Raw genomic sequence first — 19,828 nt, forward strand, 5'->3', positions numbered from 1 at the left:
CAGCACACTCATGGATTCCTTCGCCGCCGGCCGCACGGCGCGGCGGCGCGCGCGCAACCTGCGGCTCGGCGCCGGGCCCGGTAGAAGGGTTCGGCTGCCGGTCACACCGTGGTTGCTGCTGGCCTGCGCCGCGGCGCTGCTCGGCGCCATCGTGCTGGCGAAGGCGGCGCGCACGCTGGCATCTTCCAGCGCGCACGCGGCGGCGGGCGAGTCGCCGGCGCTGTCCGCGTTTCAGCCGCTGCTGGGCGGCGTGACCGTGCGCGTGCCGCGCGAGCCCGGCATCGAGATCGTCCAGCACGGCGCCAGCGCGCTGGTGGTCGCCTCGCAGATGCGCCTGGCGCCTCCGGTGCGGGTCGACCTGTGCGCGCAGCCGGTGCGCATCGGCTATCCCTTCTCCGAGGCGGCCGCAGCGGGGCCGGCGCGCAGCGTGTTGCTGGCCGCGCCGGGCTCCGCCATGCCGCGTGTGGACCTGCGCGTCGACGCCAGGGGCGCCGTGCGGCTGGCCTGGAATGCGGGGAGCGGCCGGGCCGCCTGGGTCGGCGACGCCGGCAATGGCGGCGTCGTGCGCGGCGCGCGTGGCGCAGGCCTGTTGGGCACGTCGGGCTGGCTGGTGTGGCGCGACGGCGCGCTCAGGCTGACGCGGCGGGCCAGCAGCGGCTGTCCCTCGGCCGGCGAACTGCTGGTGCAGCGCGCGGCCGTCGGCCAGGGCGCGGCCGGCGCACTGGTGCAGGCCTTCGGCCCCGGCACGGCGCTGCCGGCGCTGCAGCTTAGCGCCGGCGAACATCGGGTGCCGGCCAAGCCACCGCGCGGCCTGGAAGACGCCTTGCTGTTCGAGCAACTGCAGGCGCGCGGACTGGTCCGCCTGGGAAGCGACGGCCTGGCCGAGGTGGCGCCGCGCGACCTGGCCACCTGGACGATGGCCAGCCCCGACGCACGCGCGCCGCTGCCGGACTGGGAACAAGCGCGCCTCGACGAGGAAGGCCGCAAGCTGCTGGTGCGCCTGTACTACCGCGCCGACGGCGCCTTCGTGCGCGAGCAGCTGCGCGTGTTCAACAGCGAGCGCCGCCTGCTGGCCTGGCGCGTGCGCGCGCACAGCCGGCAGCTGTGGCAAGCCAGCGTCGGCGGCGTGCCGGTGGCGCAGGACGACGGTCTGCCGGTGGCCGCCATGCGCCTGTTCGCGCGCCTGCCGGAAGGCTGGGCGCCGTGGGCGCGGGTGGGGGCCTGGGACGGCGGCGGCCACGCCGCGACTGCGCGCCTGAGCCTGGACACGGCCGCACCGACCGAACTGCTGCTGGCCGGCCGACTGCGCCGCGTAGAGGGAGCGAGCGCCTCCGTGAGCGGCGTGTGCGACGGGCGCGCCTGCCGCGAGCGCGACGCCGTCCAGCGCGTGCTCCTGACGCCCCTGCCGGGCGCGCAGCGCATCGTGCTCGAGGTCGAGCCGCTCGAACTGGCCCGGCTCTCGGGCAAGGCCGACGCCGCCTACCGCCACGTGCGCGCCGAGGGCGGCCGCCTGGCCTGGCAGGCGCTGCACGGGTCGCACGCCGCGGCGCGCCCGGCCCTGGCCGAGGTCCGGCTCAGCGCCCGTAATGGCGAAAGCCTGTGGACGGATGGCAGGCCCAGCGCCGCGGCCCAGGCCGCCGGCCTGGCGCCGCTCCTGGGCGTGCATCGCGACCATGCGTCCAGCGTGGCCGGCATGCTGGCCCGGCTGCCGGGCAGCCGCCACGCGGCGCGCCTGAGCCTGGACCTGCCCCTGCAGGAAGCGGCCCAGGCGGTGCTGGATTGCGTCGGCCTGCGCCAGGGTCGCTGGGACGGCAAGCGCTGCCTCGGCGCGGGCAGCGTCCCGGACGGGCGCCAGGCCGGCCTGGTGCTGCTCGATGCCGGCAATGGCGACGTGCTGGCCGCGGCCGGCGGCGGCACGGGTGCGGCGGACGCGTCGCGCTGGCCGGAAATCCGCGACTTCGATCGTGCCGATCCCGCGCGCAGCCCCTTGCGCCTGCCGGCCTTCCAGCACGACGGCGGCGCTCGGCGTGCGCCCGGCTCGACCTTCAAGGTGGTCACGGCCCTCGGACTGGAGGCGGCCGCGCGTGGCGACGCCCGCCTGCAGCAGCTGCTGGCCGGCATGCCCCTGGGGGCGATCGACGCCATGGCGGGCGAGGCGGGCTACGGTTTTCGCACCGGCGCGCCCAGCTATCCGCAAGCAGGGGGCGCGCGCATCACCAACTTTCGCGAACAGCTGGCCGGCAGCCGCGCGGTCGAGGGCCGCTTCGGGCTGGCCCAGGCGCTGGCGCACAGCGTGAACACCTGGTTCGCCTGGACCGCCGAACTGGGCGACCATAGCCTGGGCGGCGCGCCGCAGGGCGGAGTGCCGGGCGTGCGCGAGATCGAGCCTGGCGCGCTGGATGCGCTGCGCCCGGTCGCCGGCATGGCGCGCCGGCTCGGTTTCGGCACGCCGCTGCGCCTCGACGGCGGCCTGCTGCCGCCGGACTTCGCCTGGTCCGCCTGGGATGCGCTGCAGGCCAGTGCGTCCATGCTGGACCCGATCCAGACCCGCCATGAGGTGCGCCAGATGGCGATCGGCCTGCGCATGCAGGCGACGCCGCTGCAGATGGCGCTGGCCGCCGCCGCGGTCGGGCAGGGCCGGATCGTGACGCCGCGCCTGCTGCTGGAGCTGGACGGACGCAAGGCGGCAGCCGAACCGGGCGCGGAACTGGGCGTGCGCCTCGACCGGGTGCGGGCCGGCATGAAGGGCGTGATCGATGGCGGCACCGCGGCCGGGGCGTTTCGCGGCAAGGAGTTCGACGGCTTGCAGGCCGGCCTGTTCGGCAAGACCGGCACCGCGCCGACCGGCGAGGATGGCATGGCAACCGTCTGGTTCATGGGCTGGCTGGAACCGGGCAGCCTGCCGGGCCAGACCCGCCGGCTCGCCTTTGCCGTCTTCGTCAGCGAGTCCAGGCTGACGGGCGGCGCCCATGCTGCACCGGTCCTTGCCGGCTTGTTGCGTTCCATGCAAGCGCAATCCCTCGAACAGAAGGGGGATTGACCGCCATCTGCGCGCCCGGATTTTGTGTTTGTATGGCATCATCTGTTGACAATCCGCTTGTGCGCGGACGGCCATGAGGATGAGGAAGGTATGCGTTTGCCGGGAACCCGGTACCAGGAGCACGGTTGGGAGCAGGTCCGCAAATTGCTGGGGCAATGCTCGCTGCAGGCGCTTGCCCGCATCGATCCGGTCCGCCTGCTCGAAGACGGCGGTACCGAGGTCCTGCCGGAGTACGTCGATACGGTGGCGCTGGCCCTGCATGCCGGGCGCCGCGGCGGGCAGCCCGGCAACAGCTACGGCGACAGCGTCCTCGAGCTGGCGCTGAGCCTGGTCTACGAGCTGCAGGCCCGGCCAGGCGACTGGGCGGCCTTGTGCGCGGCGGTGGCGGGCGAGCATGCGCGCATGGGCGCTTTCTGGACGGCGCCGGGCGGCGACGCGCTGCTGCGCAAGAAATTCAACGACGTGTACGCGGTCCTGCGCGACAAGGTCGACAGCGACAACTACCAGGCCGCCTGCGGGCGTCCCTGCAGCCCGAACCGGATGTACGCCTACCGGATGCTCGACACCGCCTACGGCGAGCTGGCGCGCCTGTTCGCGTCCTGGCGCGAGCATCGCGAACAGGTCGGGACCATCCTCGGACGCACGATCGAGGCCGAGCCGATCGAGGCGCGCCGGCTGCGCAGCGTGCTTGACTGCCGGCCCGAATGGATCCTGCGCTGGAGCGAAAGCCTGGAGCGTTTCACCGGCGCGGCCGGACCGCTGCACACCCGCTCCAAGCGCTTTGCCAGCCTGAAGGACCAGCCGGACAAGATCGGCGCCATGCTGCGCGAGATCGGCGAATACGAAGCCCTGTCCGCCAACCAGGACCGCGACTGGCTGCAGGACGGCAGCGACGCCACCGCCTGGCTGGACGACTATTGGCGCGTGCTGGGCGACTCGGCGGCGGCCGCCACGCCGGGCCCGGACCTGCTGCTCGAGGCGCGCCAGGACGCACTCGACCTGGAGACCGGTGCGACGGGCGACGAGGATGCGCCCGGCGCCGCGCCGCCGGCGCCGCTCGAGGACGCGCTGGCGCAGCGCGTTTCACTGTCCCCCGGCTACCTTCAGGTAGCCGCGGCGGAACAGGAGCGCGGCAGCTGGGCGGCGCGCATGATGGAGGGCGATTCGCTGCCGGTGCGGCTGGCGGTCTACCTGAAGCTGCTCGGGCCTTTCGACGACAGCTATCCGCTGGCGTGGCTGGACCCGGCCACCGGCGCACTGCCGACCATGCAGCAGCTCGCGCTGCTGGACCGGGTCTCGCTGCCGACCCTGCGCAAGCGGCGCGACGCCGCCATCGCGCGGCTCGGCGCGGCAAGCGGCAACAAGGAGGAAACGTGATGGGGATGACTGAATTGGACCGCAAGCTGCAGGCGCAGCTGCTGGGCGGGCGCCGGGTCGAAGGCGACCGGCTGGTGCTGGACGACGCGGTGCTGCTGGCGGCGCTCGACGGCAGCCGCCCCCTGACCGATGGCGAACGCAGCGCCTTGCAGGCCTCGCCGCTCACGGCGCGCCGCCTGCGCACCCTGGCCGATGCCCGGCGCACGCCGCGTCGAGGGCGCGGCGCCCCCGACATGTCGGGACAGTGGCGCGGCAGCGCCGGCATGCTGCGCGCGGCGGATGGCGGCGCGGCGCTCGACACCCTGGTCACCGACGACGGCGCCTGGCGCCTGCATTTCCTGGGAGACCGCGTGATCCTGCAGCTCGACCCGCAAGCGCCGCTGGCCGCCACCCTGCTGCGCGCCGCCGGGCTGCTGCGCGTGCTCGATGGCGCTGGCGGCACGGTGCTCGAAGGAAGGCTCGACAGCGACGGCGAATGCGAAGGTGCCTGGCCGTTCGCGCAAGCGCCGGCCCGGCATTTCCAGCAGCACGGCGCACGCTTCAGCGTGGAGCCGGCCGGGAACTGAGATGCTGAACCTGTTCATACGGCCGTTCCGCCAGCAGCCCGCTCCCAAGCTCGACGGCCTGGGCGCGGGCTTCATCGCGTTGCCGCTGGCGCAGGGCTGCACGGTGCCGGCCGGCAGCTTCGCCGTGCTGGCGAACAAGGACGGCCACACCCGGCGCCTGAGCGAAGGCGCGCGCGTCGCCATCCTGGACGGCGAAACCGCCTGGTGCGTCCATCCGGGCCCCTACGGCTGCGAGCTGGTGCCGTTCGCCGCCGCGCCCGAGATCGGCCTGCGGGTGCGTTTCGCCATCGATGCGCCGGACCCGCGCGAAGCGCAGCAGCGCTTCGACCTGTTCCTCGCCAGCGAAGCGCAAGAAAGCGTGGCGCTGGACGGCTTCGTGCTGCTGCTCCAGTGCGCCCTGCAGCGCGAACTGGAGCAGGGCGAGCTCGCGCTGCCGCCCTGCACCAGCTTCGAGGAGTGGAATGCCTTCCGCACCGGCTTCAACCAGCTGCTGTACACCCGTTTCGGCGTGATGGTGGACGATTGCGTGCCGGTCGATCTCGGCGCGTCGCGCGACCTGGCGGCGCTGCTCATGGCCAGGCTGGCCTCGCAGCCCGCGCCCGCCGCCGCGCTCCCCGCCCCGCAAGGGCCGTTCGATCCGGCGCCGGAGGATGCCAGGTGCCTGCGCCGCCTGTTCCTGGAACTGCCTGCGGTGATGTGCGGCCTGCGGCTGGCCGTGCTGCCGGCCGATTGCGCGGTGTTCCACCGCCACCAGGACCTGCTGCGCCGCCTCGACTTGCTCAGCCTGGCCGTCGGCACCATGCCGGCCCTGGCGCTGGCGGCGCCGGGCCAGCCCCTGGCGCCGGAGGAACAGCGGCGCCGCGCCCGCCACAGCCTGCGCGCCATGGCGGCGCTGGACGAGGCCTGGGCGCTGCTGGCGCGCCTGAAGCTGGGCGGCCCGGCGCTGGCGGCGGCGCAGCTGGACGAGGCCGACCGCATCGTCGCCAACCTGGAATGCGATTGCGCCGCGCGCCGCGCTGTCACTGGAGAATCATCATGAACGCGCCGGTCAGCGTGCGCAGCATCGCGCCCGACGGCGCTTTCCTGACCGTGACGGCCAGCATGCGCCCGCGTGGCGGCCGCGCCGAGGTCAAGTGCAGCGTGCCCGACGCGCCGGCGCTGGCCCAGCGCATGCAGGACGTGGTGCGCCTGGCGCGCCATACCGAGCCGCGCTTCGACAGCCGCGAGCAGGTGGTGCTCAGCCTGGACCGGGCGCCGCCCGCGGGCTGGCGCGACTGGGAGCTGGCCTGCGTGCTGGCCGACCGCATGGTGCGCGGCCTGTGGCAGTCGCCGCGCCCGGTGGTGGCGAACGGCTGGTCCGATGCCTGGCAGTTGGGCCGCATCGATGGCCACGGCCTGCGCCAGGTGCCGCTCGGCGTGCTGGCCGGGGGCGCGGACGGCTTGCCCCACCTGGGGGCCTTGAACGGGCATCCGGACCCGGGCGCCGGCGTGTCGACGGCGCGCGCCTGGTTCCCCTTGTACAGCGGTGGCGCCGGCGACAGCCTGTGCTGGGTCGAAGTCAGCGTACGTCCCGCGCCGCATGAAGGCGAGGAGGAGGCGAGCATCGCAGTCCCTGGCGTCGATGCCGCGCTGCAGGCGCGGGCACGGGCGGTGCTGGCGGGCGCCCGTCACTTCGATGGCCGCGGCCTGGGACAGTGGCGCAGCACGGTGCGCTTCGGCGAAGAACGCTTCCAGGGCGCCTCCTTCGAGCTGGCCCTGGTCATGGCCGACCGCATGGCGCGCGGGCGCGAGTTCCTGCCGCGCGGCCGGGTGCTGGCCACCGGACAGTCCTCGGCCTGGCATGCCGGACGGGTCGAGACCGTCGACGGCCTCGCGCCGAAGTGCGCGCTCCTGGCGCGCGAAGCGGCGCCGGGCGACCGCATCCTGGTGCCGCGGGCCTGGGAGGCGCAGCTGCCGCCGGACTGGCGCGCGCTGCTGCGCGGGCGCGGGGCCAGCCTGGCCTGCGTCGACCGGATCGGGATCATTTGAATCGCGCCCGGCTGCGCTAGAATTGCCCCATGATGTTGCAAAAGAAGAAACGGAGTCGGAGATGGTCCAGATGTTCGGAGTGAAAGGCGCCGCTTGCCCGCGCTGCGAGCGCAAGCAGGGGGGCGACGCGCGCTATTGCGCCGGCTGCGGCCTGATCCTGGGCGCGCCGCGCAATAGCCCGGTCCTGCGCGAGAACCGCTGGGTTGCCGGCCCCGACGAACTGGCCGTGTTCTTCGGCGTGCGCGAACTCTCGGGTCTGTTCGTCAAGACCCTGCGGGTGCCGGCCACGGCGCGCGCCTACATCCTGCAGGGCATGCATGCCACCGAGGTGCCGCAGGGCGAGTACGAGATCGAGGGTTTCTTCACCCGCCTGAACCACCTGCTGCGCGACCAGCATGCCGAGATCCTGGTGACGCGCACCGGGGCGCTGCCGGTCGAATTTTGCTTCGACGACGTCGCCACCTGCGAGCAGCTGGCGGTCAGCGCGCGCTTCACGATCAGCCTGCGCATCGAGAACGTCGCAGCCTTTGCGCGCCACTTCATGACGCTGCCGGGCACCATCGGCTCCACCCAGCTGCGCGAACTGCTGGCGCCCGCGGTGCGCCAGCTGGCCGAGGAGTTCGTCGGCGCGCGCTCGATCCGCGAGATGGCCGGCAAGCGCGAATTGCGCGACCAGCTCGATGAGCGCCTGCAGGGCGGCCTGAAGCTGCTGCTGCTCGAGTATGGGCTGGCGGCGGTGAAGGTCGATACGATCGAGCTGCGCCACGACAAGTACGACGCCCACCGCGCCAGGGTCGGCAGCCTGTGGCTGGCGGCCGACGAACGCCACGTGCAGATCGAGCATGCCAAGCACCTCGACGAACTCTACGACGCCGAAGAATGGCAGCGCCTGCGCCGCGCCGAGCAGGCTGCGCGGGTGCGCCAGCGCGAGCGCGAATTGCGCCAGGACGACGCCATCGCGCGTGCCGAGCTGTCGCTGCAGGGCGCCGACCGCGCCCATGCCGTGCGTGCGCGCCAGATCGAACTGTATGCGCGCATCCTCGACGCCGGCTCGCGCAAGCAGGCGCTGGAGCGCGGCGCCGGTGAGGTGCTCGCCGAGCTGGAGCACGAGCTGGCGAAGAAGGGGGCGCGCCGCCTCGACGAGGCCCAGGAATGGCAGCACCTGCGGGCGATGGCCCAGGTGCGCATGCGCGGCGAACTCGAGGTGGCCCAGCAGGATGCGCGGCAAACGCTCGCCATCGCGCGCCAGCGCTTTTCGCAGCAGCTGCTGCAGCAGCAGATCCGCTACAAGATCGAGCAGGCCGCGCTGATCGAGGACGCGGCGCGGCGCCAGGCCGAACTGGTACGCCTGCGCGCCAGCCAGGAGGATGCGGCGCGCCGTGGCCGCGCGATCGACGAGGAGGAACACGTGGCCCGGCACCAGGCCCTGGTGCTGGCCAACGCGGCGCGCCGGCGCGAGGCCGAGCGCCTGCAGGAGTGGGAAGACGAACAGGCGCGCCAGCGCATCGAATCCACCCGTGCCGGGCAGCAGCAGGACAAGCTGGCCCGCACCATCGAGCTCGATGCGCGCCAGGCGCGCGCGGCGCAGGACGTGCAGCTGGAGGGCGAAGAACGCCGCCACGCGCTGGAACTGCGCCGCCTCGAGGCCTTCGCCGCGATGGACGACACCGCCAAGCTGGCCCTGGCCGCGGCGCCGAACGCGGCGCTGCTGAACGACTTCATGAAAACCCGCGTCCAGGCGGACATGGATGCCGGCCAGCTGGCCGCCCTGGCCGAGCTGGCCGGCGCAGGCAAGCTCTCGACCCAGGAAGCGCTGCAGCTGGTGCGCGACGAGCAGGCGCGGCGCGAACTCGAGGTCGAGCGCGACCGCCGCCACCAGGTCGCCTTGCTGGCCGCCGCGGCGGCGCCAGGCCGCCAGTGCGCCCACGGCCATCCGGCGCGCGAGGGCGAGCGCTTCTGCGCCGCCTGCGGCGCGGCGCTCCCGCACTGACGGCGTGATCCAGGCAATGCAGACGGCCATCGACAAGATCCGCGAGTTGCGTGCCCTGCACGAGGATGGCCTGCTGAGCCGTACCGAATTCGACCTGCGCAAGAACGCGATCCTGGACGCGGCCTATCTCCCCGCGCAGCCGCAGGCGGAGGAAGACATCGCGGTTCCGGCGCGCCCCGGCACCGAGATCGGCCTGATGGCCGGCCAGGAAGTCGGCCCGCCGAACCGGCGCTACCGGCTCGAGCGCCTGATCGCCCAGGGCGGCATGGGCCAGGTGTGGCAGGCGACCGACCTGGCCACCCACGCTGAGCTGGGCCACAGCGCCCAGGTGGCGCTGAAGATCCTGCCGCCGCAGCTGACGCAGTCCACCGTGCAGTCCAAATTGCTGATCCAGGAAGCCACGCGCGCGCGCCGCCTGGCGCACGAACACATCGTGCGCGTCTACGAATGGGCCCAGGACCCGGCGACCGGCAGCTTTTTCCTGATCATGGAATGCCTCGAGGGCGAAGACCTCGACAGCCTGCTGGCGCGCGAAGACACGCTGCCTTTTGAGCGCGTGCTGGCCCTGCTCGAACCGGTCGCCGCCGCCCTCGACTATGCCTGGGACAAGCATGGCCTGGTGCACCGCGACATCAAGCCCGCCAACGTGTTCCTCACCGGGCGCGGCGAGGTCAAGCTGCTCGACTTCGGCATCGCGGCGCGCGCGCGCGGCAGCGGCGCGGCGGCCCTGGATGCGCCGGCCACTTCCGGCACCCCGGGCTACCGCGCCCCGGAAGCCGGCAGCCAGGGCCAGCCGGCCCCGAGCCTCGACGTCTACGCGGTATCGATGATGATCTACCGGATGCTCGACGGCGCGCTGCCGCCGGACCCCGGCGTTGCGCCGCAGGCCCTGCCGCCGCACCAGTGGGAAGCCCTGCGCGCCGGCTTCGCGCACGACCCGGCCGTGCGCCCGCCGAGCGTGCGTGCGCTGCTGGAAACGCTGCGCAACGCGGCCGGTCCGTCGCCGGAGGAAGTCGCCCTGCGCGAGGCGGCCGCGCGCGCCGAGCAGGAGCGGCGCGAGCGCGAGCTGGCGGCGCGCCGGCAGGCCGAAGAACAGGCGCGGGCCGCGGCCCGGGCCCTGGTCGAGCGCGAGCGCCGCGAGCAGCAGCGGCGCGAGCGCGCGGCCCAGGAAGAGGCGCGGGCGGCGCGCAAGGAAGCGCTGCGCCAGCAGTTGCTGGCCAAACGGGAAGAAGAAGCCGCCAAGGCGCGCCTGGCGCAGGAGGAAGCCGAGCGCAAGGCGCAACAGGCCAAGGCCGCCGCAGCCTATCTGGCCGAGCAAAAACGGGCGCGCGAACTGCAGGCGGCGCGCACGGCGGACGAATTGCGGCGCTTGACGCCCACGCCCGCCAGCCCGGTCGCCGACGCCGACGGCCTGCTGTGCGATCCGCTGCTGGACGGCGCCGGCAGCGGTCCGTCGCTGGTCCTGATCCCGACCGGCCGCTTCCAGATGGGCTCCCACGAGCACGAGCGCAAGATCGCGATGGCGGCCGGCGCGCAGCAGCGCTGGCTGGAGCGCGAAACGCCGCAGCGTTGGGTCGGCATCGAACGGCCCTTCGCGATGGGGCGCTATCCGGTCACGGTGGGCGAGTGGCGGGTGTTCGTGCAGGCCACCGGCTGGGAGCCGCAAGGCGACGTGGACTGGCTGGCGCCGGGCTTCCCGCAGACCGATGCGCACCCGGTGGTGGGCGTCACCTGGCACGACGCCCAGCGCTATCTGGCCTGGCTATCCGAGGCCACCGGCCAGCGCTACCGCCTGCCGAGCGAGGCGGAGTGGGAGTATTGCTGCCGCGCCGGCACCCGCAGCGCCTTCAGCTTCGGCGACACCATCGGTCCCGAGCAGGCCAATTACGACGCCAGCTTCACCTACAACGGCGGCCCGCGCGGCGCCTGCCGCCACGGCACCACCCCATGCGGCATGTTTCCCGCCAATCCCTGGGGACTGGCCGACATGCACGGCAACGTATGGGAATGGGTGCAGGACGTGGTCCACGACAACTACGTCGGGGCGCCGCTGGACGGCAGCGCCTGGGAAACCGGCGGCGACCAGGCGCGCCGCATCCTGCGCGGCGGCTCCTGGCTGTACGCTCCGCGCTACCTGCGTTCGGCGCTGCGCAACGGTTTTTCGAGCGTGCTGTCGAACGACATCGTGGGCTTTCGCGTGCTGCGCGAGCTGATCTAAACCCGGCTTGCGGCCGGGCCGCAGGCAAGGGCGGATGGTGTAGAGTAGGCGTATCGTTCAAACACGGAGGAGTGTCATGGCCATCGCCCATCTGTTCAAATCGCATGACAAGGACCTCGGCGGCGGCTTCAAGGTCCGGCGCATCCTGCCGGCGGCGGCGCGCCAGTCGGTCGGACCCTTCCTGTTCTTCGACCACATGGGGCCGGTGGAAGCCGAGCCCGGCGCGCGCCACGACGTGCGCCCGCACCCGCACATCGGGCTGGCGACCGTGACTTACCTGTTCGAGGGCGCCATCATGCATCGCGACAGCCTGGGCACCGAGCAGCGCATCGAGCCCGGCGCGATCAACTGGATGACGGCTGGCAGCGGCATCGTCCATTCCGAGCGCACGCCGCAGGACTTGCTCGACCGGGTGCGCCGCACCCACGGCCTGCAGCTGTGGGCGGCGCTGCCGCGCGAGCACGAGGAGGCGCCGGCCGCCTTCTCGCACACCCCGGCGGACCAGATTCCCGAAGTCGCGTTCGAAGGGGCGACGGTGCGGGTGCTGGTGGGCTCGGCGTTTGGGCGCAGCTCGCCGGTGCCGACCTTCAGCAATACCCTGTACCTGGACGTGCAACTGGCGCCAGGCGCGTCCATCGACCTGGGCGGCCTGCCGGAAGAAAGCGCCGTGTACGCGCCGATCGGCGCCATCGAGGTGGACGGCGAAGCGATTCCGCCCAACACCATGGCGATGGTCGAGCCCGGCCTGCCGGTGCGGGTCTCGTCGAGCGCCGGCGCGCGCTTCGTGCTGATCGGCGGCGAGCCGCTGGATGGGCGCCGCTATATCTTCTGGAATTTCGTCTCGTCCAGCCGCGAACGCATCGAGCAGGCCGCGCGCGACTGGGAAGCGAACGCCTTCGTGCCGGTGCCAGGGGATGACGAACGCATTCCGCTGCCGGCCTGGCCGGCGGCGTGGCGGCACGACGGGCCGCGCGAGTAGGGGGGAGGTTTACTGTCGGTCCAGTCCGCTGTCGGTCTGGACCCGGCGACAGCCTGGACCCATAGCAGACTTCCCGCAGGTCTTGTCACCAGTTCTCGTCATCCGATTTGAAGTTCTGCTCCAAGAGACCTTTTTCCTTTAAGTGCTTCTCTAGCTTGTCTATACGAGCGTAGGAAATCAGAGCAAAAGCAAATCCGATCACCCCGAAAGTGAAGCCGATTATTGTCACAACATGCCTTTCGCTCCGTGGTTGATAGTACGAGCAGACTGCGCGTCAACTTTGCCGGAATGTCCGCTTCCGCTTCACGCCGGCCCGTTCAGCGCAGCATAGCAGCTTGCCGAGCTCGAAAAGTCGCGGACTGTAATGGCCGCCGCCGCTTGCGCGCTACTGGACAACGGGTTTTCCAACGCGTTCATTCTGTTGTCGAGTTTCGCTAAGTGTTCACGTCGGTTCAACCACCGTGCCCGCTGAGCTTTCAGCAAATTCCGCTTGGGGTCGGGAGCGGACGCGTACGGTCCTTGCCTCAGCCGAGCGGCACGATCCGGTAGGCGCAGCGCCGCGCCCCGGCCAGCTGGTGCTCGACCCGCTCGACCCGCACGTCCGGCCCCAGCACGCGCCTGAACACGTCCAGCTCCGAGCGGCAGAAGTTCTGGCAGGCGCGTGCTGCGGCGCAGATCGGGCAGTGGTTCTCGACCAGCAGCACGCTGCCGTCGTCGTCTACCTGCGTTTCGGCCATGTAGCCTTCCGCCTCGCGCAGCACGGCCAGGGACGCGGCGCGCTGGGCCAGCGGCGCCGCCGGATCGACCGCGGCGCGGTAGGCAGCTTCGCTGGCGGCTTCGCGCGCATCGATCAGGCGGTCGATGGCGGATTCGCCAAACAGGTTCCGTACCTGCCCGATGAGGTCGACCGTCAGCGCGGCGTGGCGGTCCGGGAAGCGCGAGTGCCCCAGTTCGGTGAGCTGCCACAGCCGCACCGGGCGTCCCACCTTGCCCGGCCGGTCGACGTAGCCGACCAGTCCCTTTTCGTCGGCCGCTTCCAGCTGGCGCCGCACGCCCATCGAGGTCAGGTGCAGGATCGCGGCCAGCGCCTGGGCGGTCTGCGGCCCGCGGGTCTTCAGCAGCAGCAAGGTGTGTTCGGACGTGTTCATGCGAATTCCTGGTGGGTTGGGATGGCCTGACGGCTCCAGCGCCGCATCGAGAACGCCGCCATGGCAGCCAGCAGGCCGCCCGCGACCAGCACCAGGCGGGTGTCGATCGCCGCGAGCAGCCCGCCGCCGAGCGCCATGACGATGTGGGCCACGCAGAAGGTCGTCGACAGCAGGCCCATGACGGCGCCTTGTCCGTGCTGCGCGAAACTGTCGGCCGCCCAGGCCTGCAGCGTCGCATTATAGAAGGCGTGGGGCAGGCCGAACAGGACGATGGCCGCCATGCCGACCCACAGGTTGCCCAGTCCGACGCACAGCACCGCCAGCGCCACCGCGCCGGCCAGGCCGCCGACCCGCAGGCGCGCATCGCCCGGGTAGGCGCGGCCCGCGAACAGCGCGGCGCAGGTCATCACGCCGCACATGGCCATGTTCACCAAGGCGATGCCCTTCGCATCGTAACTGCCCGTTTCGACCAGCCAGAGCGGGAAGAACTCGTAGAAGCCGGCCACGCCGCAGCAATAGGCGAGGTGGATCAGGAACAGCGTGTGCAGCGGCGCGTGGCGCAGCAGGGTGAAGGCATGGCGCTCGCGTGCCAGCGACCACCAGTTGCCCCGCGCGGGCGGCGCCGGCTGCGGCGCCAGCACCAGCATCGACAGGGCCGCACCCAGCAGCAGGCCGGCGGCGGCGATGCAGAACGGCAGCGTGATGCTGTAGCCGGCGCTGAGCCCGGACAGCAGTGGGCCGGCGAGCCAGCCCAGGTGAAAGGCGCCGTTCAGCCAGGAGAGGGCGTGGTTGCGCAAGGGTCCATCGAGGCGCTCGGCCAGCAGCGCGCGCAGGATCGCGCCATTGCCCTCCAGCACACCGGTGCCGAAGCGTGCCGCGATCAGCAGGGGGTAGGATTGCGCCAGCAGCGCGTATGCCGTCAGCAGGTGACCCGCGGCGGCGCCGACCGTGGTCAGGAGCAGGATGCGGCGCCGGCCGAGCGCATCCGACAGGGAGCCGAGCACGGCGCTTCCGATCAGCATGCCGAGCGGGTTGACCATCAAGGCAAACCCGAACAGCAGCGTGGGCGGCAGGGCGAGAAAGCCGTTCAGCGCATTCGGCGCCACGCCGGCAAACAGGGGCGGCAGCAGCGGATAGGCCAGCGATGCGCCGATGGTGGACAACAGGGCAAGCAGGCAAGCGCTGCCGATGAGCAAGCGGTGTTTCATACGGCTCCCGGCACAGGATGATTGCCGGGAGTGTAAGAGAGCTCAGCAGTTAAGTAAACTAAAATGTTTATTTATCCACGCTAGGCGGGAGCTAGCTTGTGGCGCGGCTACAGTACGCACCACCGTTTGCGGCAGGCGTAAACTGGTATCCCCATTTGGGTTTTTCTGAAACGCCAACGAAAGGACGCGCCATGAAAATTCCAGAACACCTGAGGATTCCGGTCATCGTCTTCTCCCTGCAGGCGGCGCTGCTGGCCGGTACCTCGCTGATCTTCCTGCTCCTGCGCCCGCACGGCGCTTGAAGCGCGGCTCAGTTGCCTAGCCAGGCAGCGGGCTGAGCGCGCCGGCGCTCGCCGGCGCGGACGGTCTGCGCGCGCGTTTCGGAGCCGAGCTCGGGATAGGGACGGGCCGTGAAGCGCAACTGCCGGCCCAGGCCCGGCAAGCGCTCCAGGGCGGCGCCCGGCGCCAGCGGCGTGTCCACGCCAGTGTGCCGGTCGCGGTGCCAGAACCCGCCGTCGCGGTGGAATAGCAGCGGCATGCTCGCGGCGCGTGGCGCGGCGGGGAACTCGCGTCGCCCCGGATCGGTATCGGGGGCGAGGATGCAGAAGGCTTCCGCCCGGGCGCCGGCATCGACGCGGTACAGGATCACGCCGTGCGGCAGCAGGGCGCTCACTTCCAGTTCGGCCACGCCACGGATGCTGGCGGTAAGCGCAATGCGCATGCCCAGCCGCAGGGGCACCGGCGCGTGCTTGCCCGGCCAGACGCCGTCGAGCAGCAGGCCGTAGCGCGACACGTCTTCGATCTCGAAGCCATGCCGGCCCTGGCGGATGAGCGCATGGCGGCCGGACAGGCGGCGCGTCAGGCCGCCGCGCTGTTCGCCGTCTTCGCCGTAGTGCATGAGCAGCAGGTCGGCCTCCGGATCGATGTCTTCGAAGCGGCCGAGCACGCACTCGTCGAGCGCGAACAGGCGCAGGTGGCGCTGCGCGCTCGCATCCGGCTCCGCATGCACCAGGCAGGCGCTGCTCGCCGGGCACGGGTGGCCAGGTGCCTGCACCGGCACGTCGATTTCGATCAGGTCTTCGTCCCAGGCGATGGTGGACCAGCCCAGGTCGACCTTGCCGCCGCCGTCGCGCGGATCGCGGATGTCCAGCTGGGCAATCGATCCGTCGCGGGCCGTGACGTCGATGTCGAGGCTGCCGCCCCCGGGGGCCTGCACCCGTGCGATGCCGGCGTCCTCGGCGCTCACGCGCACGTTCTTGTGGGTAGCCAGGAAGGTCTGGTGGATCTCGCCGAGGCTGGCATCCATGCGCGGCACCAGGATCACCGGCGAGCAGGTCCAGGTGCGCGCCGCGCCGGGTAGCGAGGGGTGGCGGCTGTGCAGCTCGATGTCGATGCGGTACTGGCCGTGTTCCAGGCCGCGCGAGGAGAATTCCAGGAAGACCGGACGCCAGTCGCCGCGCGAGGTGCGCTGGAAGACATAGCGTTCGCCTTCGCGCAGGCGCAGGCCGGAGCGCACCAGCATGCGCAGCTCGGGCGCGCAATCCATCGGCATGCCGCGCAACTCCAGCTTGATGGCCTGGCGCCCGCCGGCCGCGCGCGGGTCGAAACCGCTGATGTGCAGCTGCGGGCGGCTCAAGCCGCCGCCGGTGGCGGCCTGGGCGCGCAGCGCACTGATTGCCTCGAAGCTCGGGGGCAGGCCGCTACCTGGCGGCGGCGCATCGGAAGCCGGCTGGGCGTGTCCGTGCGCACACAGCTGCTCGCCGGGCATGACCCAGACGGTGCAGTGCGGATGCTCGGGGTTGCGGCAGCGGTTCATGGGGCGATGGCGGATTCGGTCGTGTTCGGCAACATCGGCAAGCTTACGCGCTTTTACTGCCCAGTGGCGCGCCACATTCATTGATTAACAACATTATTTTCTATTAGGAATGTTTCAATGCCGGGGCGCTTCCGGCAAGGCCGTCTCGTCGGCGTGGCAGGCAGCCCGCCCCGGCAGCGGCCGCAGCACCAGCGCGGTCAGGTTGTCGGGATGCAGGCCGTCCGGCGGGGCGTTTTCCATCGCACCGAACAGGCGGCCGACCATGGCCGCGGCGTCGGGCGCGCCGGCCAGCAGCGCCGGCCAGCCGCCGACGAAGCGGTCGGGCGCCGTGCAGGACCAGAAACCGTCGGTCGCCAGCAGGTAGCAGGCATCCTCGCGCAGGCGCAGCACGCGGCGGTCCGGCAGGGCGCACAGCCAGGACGGCAGGTTCAGCGGCGTCAGCGCGAACAGCGGGCTGGAAAGCTGCGACGGCATGCTGAACGCATTACCGAGGATGAAGGCCTGCGTGATCTGGGGCGCGTGCGCGCCGTGCACCTGGCGCCACCAGCCGCTTTCGTCGATGCGGCCGGCCATGGCGGCGGCGGTGGCCGGCACGTGGTCGACCGTGAGCGGCCGTGCGTGTTCGGGGCCGATTTCGTACAGGCGCGAGTCGCCCACGTGGTAGAGCAGGGGCGCGCCGTCCGGCGGCAGCTCGAGCAGCGTCAGGGTGGTGCCGGGACGGGCGCCGGCGTCGCAAGCGAAATGGCGCTGCAGTTCGGTGTGCAGCACGTCCAGGTGGCGCGCCAGTTCGGCCGTGCTATGGCAGGGCGGAATCGTGAGCAGGCCGCTGGCGACCGCCTCCGCGGCTTCGCGGCCATGGCCGTGGCCACCCATGCCGTCCAGCACCGCCACCCGGCCGTGGTCCGCAGGCCAGGCAGCCACCCGCGCGCGCTGCGTTTCCTGGCCGAGCAGGAAACTGGCCTGGCCGGCGAAGTCGATGACGACGAAGTTGTCCTGGTTCTCGGGGCGCTGCAGCGGGCCGCTGCCGCGGCGGCTGGCCACGGCCAGGTCGTAGCGCGGCGCGAAGTCGAAGGCGGACAGGATGTCGGATGTGGGCATGGGGCGCAAGTGGCGGGACGATCCTGCTACTTTACACCTGAACAAGGCGCTTCGATGCCGCGATCAGAGCGGGTTTTTCCTGCTTCCGCCGAGCAGGACCAGCGCATTGGCCAGCACGCAGGCCCCGGCGGCGCCCAGCGCGCTGCGCACGCCCCAGCGTTCGGCCACCTGGCCCCAGAACACGCTGCCCGCCACGTAGCCGCCGGACATGACGAACAGGTAGATCGACAGGGTACGCGCCCGGACCGCAGCCGGAAAGGACAGCTGGGCCGCGGCGTTCAGGGTCGACACCGTGGCCGACCAGGCCATGCCGCCGCATATGATCAGGGGCACCAGCAGCAACAGCGAGCGGCTGGCGGCCATGGCCAGCAGCATGCAGCCGTACACCAGCAGGGCGCCGGCCAGCACGCCGGTCTTGTCGACCCGGGCGCGTACCTGCGGCAGGAAGAAGGCGGCCAGCACCGCGCCGCCGCCCAGGCAGCCCATCAGGGTGCCATAGGTGCTGGACCGCATGGCCAGCACCTCGCGCACGTAGACCGGCAGCAGGCTGGCAAAGGCGATGGTCGAGAAGAACACGGTGCAGACGTTGCGCAGGATGCGGCGGTAGCGCGCGCAGCCCAAGGCGGTCTGGACGCCCGACACGAAGCGCGCACGAAAGCCTTGCGCCGGCATCGGCTGCGGCCCGCCTTCGCGCCACCAGCTCCAGTACACGCCGAGCAGGCCGGCGAAGGACAGGGCGTTGGCCAGGAACAGCGCGCCCGGACCGATCCAGCCGAACAGCACCCCGCCCAGGGCCGGACCGATGATGGCCGACAGGTTGTAGGAGAGATTGTTGAGGGTGGCGGCGGCTTCCACTTCGTCGGGTTCGACCAGGCCGGCCAGATGAAGGCGGTGCCGATGCCGATGCAGAAGGTGAGCGCGAGCACCGGCGTTGCGGCCACCAGCCCGGTGCCCGCCAGCAGCGCCATCACGGCGGCGCACAGGGCCATGTAGAGGTTGCAGTAGAACAGGAACTTGGGCCGGTGCACCGCGTCCGCCACCACGCCCGCCAGCAGGGCGAACACGAAGACCGGCACATAGGTCGCGGTCTGCACCAGCGACGTGATCGAGGCCGAACTGGAGAGCGAAGCGACCAGCCAGGCCGAGACGAAGGTCTGGATCCAGGTGCCCATGTTCGAGACCATGTTGGCCAGCCACAGATGGCGGTAGCGCCGGTGGCGCAGCGGCCGGGTAAGCGGCACCTTGCGGCGACCCGCCGGGGCGGACGAGGCAGCCTGGCCGAGGCCCGGACCGATGCTGGAAGGAAGTGGAGAAGGGGCGCTCGGGCTGGGCTCTGGCATGGTCTGGACAGTGTAGGAGGCTACCCTGCCTACGGTCAATTAAATTGCCGTACGGAAAATGTTTTCTATGATATTGTGGCATTCCCAAAACACCTTTGCCGCGAATTCCATGTTGATTCGACCGCTAGTGGCCGCGGACATCCCAGTCGTGGCGGCCTTGCTGCGCGAACTGGCGCGCGAATACATCGTGCACGAATCGCCGCCCGAGGGCGCCTCGACCTTCCTCGCCGAGAACGACGAGATGGGCGTGCGCGGTTTCCTGGCGCGCGGGCACGTCTACCACGTGGCAGTCATCGACGGCCAGGTGGCCGGCTTCGTCGCGGTGCGCGACCGCAGCCATGTATTCCACCTGTTCGTCGGCAAGCGCTGGCACCGGCGCGGCGTGGCGCGCGCGCTGTGGGAGGCGGCGCGCGAGGCGGCCATCGCGGCGGGCGGCGACGGCAGCTTCACGGTGAACTCCTCGAACCTCGCGGTGCCGGTCTACGAAGCCTTCGGCTTCGTGCGCGTCGGTCCCACCCAGTGCGCCAAGGGCCTGTATTTCAACCCGATGCGCCTCGGCGGCTCAGAAGACCCTTGAATCTTCGTCGGCGCGGCGCAGCCACAGGCTGCTGGCCCAGCCATCCAGGCGGCGGCCGTCCACCACGGCGCTGACCTGCCACCAGTCGCCGCGGCGCTGGCCGGTCGCCGTGACGCGCGAGCCGGCCGGCACCACCGCCAGGCGGCGTGCGTTGATCCCGGTATGCTCGCGCAGGTTGAGGTGGTCGCGCACCCGGTACTGCGCTCCCGCGACCGGGACCTCGGCCGGCGGCGCCGCCGCCAGCATGGCCGCGCGCGGGGCGGCATCGGGCTTGAACAGCGCATGCAGCACTCCCCCCAGCAGCGCGCTGCCGCACACCAGCACCGCCAGGGCACGCGCGTTGGCACGGCGCCACCAGGCGCGCGGGGTCAGCCAGGCCGCCAGGCAGAGCGTGAGCAGCAAGCCGGCGGCGTAGGCGGCGATCATGGTCGGCATGGCCGGCC

General features: G+C 71.7%; 14 protein-coding genes and 1 pseudogene. 9 read left to right on the plus strand and 6 right to left on the minus strand.

Annotation, left to right across the window (positions count from 1 at the left end):
• Positions 1–10: 10 nt before the first annotated feature.
• From MasN3_RS11750 to MasN3_RS11785, 8 genes are all read left to right on the plus strand, one after another.
• Positions 11–3,040, plus strand: coding sequence for a penicillin-binding transpeptidase domain-containing protein (locus tag MasN3_RS11750; RefSeq protein WP_281914255.1), 3,030 nt, complete (start codon positions 11–13; stop codon positions 3,038–3,040).
• 90 nt (positions 3,041–3,130) lie between these two features.
• Complete coding sequence (locus MasN3_RS11755) at positions 3,131–4,417, plus strand: hypothetical protein (RefSeq protein WP_281914256.1); 1,287 nt, start codon at positions 3,131–3,133, stop codon at positions 4,415–4,417.
• Between the two features lie 5 nt (positions 4,418–4,422).
• Complete coding sequence (locus tag MasN3_RS11760; RefSeq protein WP_307730417.1) at positions 4,423–4,983, plus strand: hypothetical protein; 561 nt, start codon at positions 4,423–4,425, stop codon at positions 4,981–4,983.
• A 1-nt stretch (position 4,984) separates the two neighbouring features.
• The gene (locus MasN3_RS11765) at positions 4,985–6,022 is read left to right on the plus strand and encodes a hypothetical protein (protein WP_281914257.1); all 1,038 of its coding nucleotides are present in this window, start codon (positions 4,985–4,987) and stop codon (positions 6,020–6,022) included.
• Positions 6,019–7,011 carry a hypothetical protein gene (locus MasN3_RS11770; protein ID WP_281914258.1) on the plus strand — a complete coding sequence of 331 codons (993 nt, stop codon included), beginning with the start codon at positions 6,019–6,021 and terminating at the stop codon, positions 7,009–7,011. The genes MasN3_RS11765 and MasN3_RS11770 overlap by 4 nt, the downstream gene beginning before the upstream one ends.
• Positions 7,012–7,072: 61 nt before the next feature.
• Positions 7,073–9,001 carry a hypothetical protein gene (locus tag MasN3_RS11775; RefSeq protein WP_281914259.1) on the plus strand — a complete coding sequence of 643 codons (1,929 nt, stop codon included), beginning with the start codon at positions 7,073–7,075 and terminating at the stop codon, positions 8,999–9,001.
• A gap of 16 nt (positions 9,002–9,017) precedes the next feature.
• The gene (locus tag MasN3_RS11780; protein ID WP_281914260.1) at positions 9,018–11,219 is read left to right on the plus strand and encodes a bifunctional serine/threonine-protein kinase/formylglycine-generating enzyme family protein; all 2,202 of its coding nucleotides are present in this window, start codon (positions 9,018–9,020) and stop codon (positions 11,217–11,219) included.
• A gap of 76 nt (positions 11,220–11,295) precedes the next feature.
• A complete protein-coding gene (locus MasN3_RS11785; protein ID WP_281914261.1) occupies positions 11,296–12,198 on the plus strand; it encodes a pirin family protein in 903 nt (300 codons plus the stop codon).
• A 524-nt stretch (positions 12,199–12,722) separates the two neighbouring features.
• Here MasN3_RS11785 and MasN3_RS11790 read toward each other — a convergent pair.
• From MasN3_RS11790 to MasN3_RS11810, 5 genes and pseudogenes are all read right to left on the minus strand, one after another.
• Positions 12,723–13,346 (minus strand): helix-turn-helix transcriptional regulator, encoded by a 624-nt coding sequence (locus MasN3_RS11790; protein ID WP_281914262.1) that lies wholly within the window; start codon positions 13,344–13,346, stop codon positions 12,723–12,725.
• Positions 13,343–14,554, minus strand: a complete 1,212-nt coding sequence (locus MasN3_RS11795; protein ID WP_281914263.1) for an MFS transporter — start codon at positions 14,552–14,554, stop codon at positions 13,343–13,345. The genes MasN3_RS11790 and MasN3_RS11795 overlap by 4 nt, the downstream gene beginning before the upstream one ends.
• 310 nt (positions 14,555–14,864) lie before the next feature.
• Positions 14,865–16,370 carry an FHA domain-containing protein gene (locus MasN3_RS11800; RefSeq protein WP_281914264.1) on the minus strand — a complete coding sequence of 502 codons (1,506 nt, stop codon included), beginning with the start codon at positions 16,368–16,370 and terminating at the stop codon, positions 14,865–14,867.
• A gap of 114 nt (positions 16,371–16,484) precedes the next feature.
• Positions 16,485–17,468, minus strand: coding sequence for a PP2C family protein-serine/threonine phosphatase (locus tag MasN3_RS11805; RefSeq protein WP_281914265.1), 984 nt, complete (start codon positions 17,466–17,468; stop codon positions 16,485–16,487).
• Between the two features lie 63 nt (positions 17,469–17,531).
• Positions 17,532–18,808, minus strand: a pseudogene (locus MasN3_RS11810) (MFS transporter).
• Between the two features lie 109 nt (positions 18,809–18,917).
• On the opposite strand from MasN3_RS11810, the gene MasN3_RS11815 reads away from it, so the two are divergent.
• Positions 18,918–19,385 carry a GNAT family N-acetyltransferase gene (locus MasN3_RS11815; protein WP_281914266.1) on the plus strand — a complete coding sequence of 156 codons (468 nt, stop codon included), beginning with the start codon at positions 18,918–18,920 and terminating at the stop codon, positions 19,383–19,385.
• On the opposite strand, the gene MasN3_RS11820 is transcribed toward MasN3_RS11815, so the two are convergent.
• Complete coding sequence (locus tag MasN3_RS11820) at positions 19,371–19,820, minus strand: SH3 domain-containing protein (protein WP_281914267.1); 450 nt, start codon at positions 19,818–19,820, stop codon at positions 19,371–19,373. The two genes, MasN3_RS11815 and MasN3_RS11820, sit on opposite strands and share 15 nt — an antisense overlap.
• Between the last annotated feature and the right edge of the window lie 8 nt (positions 19,821–19,828).

It is taken from the genome of Massilia varians (genome assembly GCF_027923905.1).
GTDB classification, from domain to species: Bacteria; Pseudomonadota; Gammaproteobacteria; order Burkholderiales; family Burkholderiaceae_D; genus Telluria; species Telluria varians_B.

Excerpts from the sequence above, each read along its gene's own strand:
- MasN3_RS11750 (WP_281914255.1), top strand. The coding sequence starts at position 11 with ATGGATTCCTTCGCCGCCGGCCGCACGGCGCGGCGGCGCGCGCGCAAC.
- MasN3_RS11820 (WP_281914267.1), bottom strand. The coding sequence starts at position 19,820 with ATGCCGACCATGATCGCCGCCTACGCCGCCGGCTTGCTGCTCACGCTC.
- MasN3_RS11795 (WP_281914263.1), bottom strand. The coding sequence starts at position 14,554 with ATGAAACACCGCTTGCTCATCGGCAGCGCTTGCCTGCTTGCCCTGTTG.
- MasN3_RS11765 (WP_281914257.1), top strand. The coding sequence starts at position 4,985 with ATGCTGAACCTGTTCATACGGCCGTTCCGCCAGCAGCCCGCTCCCAAG.
- MasN3_RS11780 (WP_281914260.1), top strand. The coding sequence starts at position 9,018 with ATGCAGACGGCCATCGACAAGATCCGCGAGTTGCGTGCCCTGCACGAG.
- MasN3_RS11755 (WP_281914256.1), top strand. The coding sequence starts at position 3,131 with ATGCGTTTGCCGGGAACCCGGTACCAGGAGCACGGTTGGGAGCAGGTC.
- MasN3_RS11785 (WP_281914261.1), top strand. The coding sequence starts at position 11,296 with ATGGCCATCGCCCATCTGTTCAAATCGCATGACAAGGACCTCGGCGGC.
- MasN3_RS11760 (WP_307730417.1), top strand. The coding sequence starts at position 4,423 with ATGACTGAATTGGACCGCAAGCTGCAGGCGCAGCTGCTGGGCGGGCGC.
- MasN3_RS11775 (WP_281914259.1), top strand. The coding sequence starts at position 7,073 with ATGGTCCAGATGTTCGGAGTGAAAGGCGCCGCTTGCCCGCGCTGCGAG.
- MasN3_RS11805 (WP_281914265.1), bottom strand. The coding sequence starts at position 17,468 with ATGCCCACATCCGACATCCTGTCCGCCTTCGACTTCGCGCCGCGCTAC.
- MasN3_RS11770 (WP_281914258.1), top strand. The coding sequence starts at position 6,019 with ATGAACGCGCCGGTCAGCGTGCGCAGCATCGCGCCCGACGGCGCTTTC.
- MasN3_RS11815 (WP_281914266.1), top strand. The coding sequence starts at position 18,918 with ATGTTGATTCGACCGCTAGTGGCCGCGGACATCCCAGTCGTGGCGGCC.
- MasN3_RS11800 (WP_281914264.1), bottom strand. The coding sequence starts at position 16,370 with ATGAACCGCTGCCGCAACCCCGAGCATCCGCACTGCACCGTCTGGGTC.
- MasN3_RS11790 (WP_281914262.1), bottom strand. The coding sequence starts at position 13,346 with ATGAACACGTCCGAACACACCTTGCTGCTGCTGAAGACCCGCGGGCCG.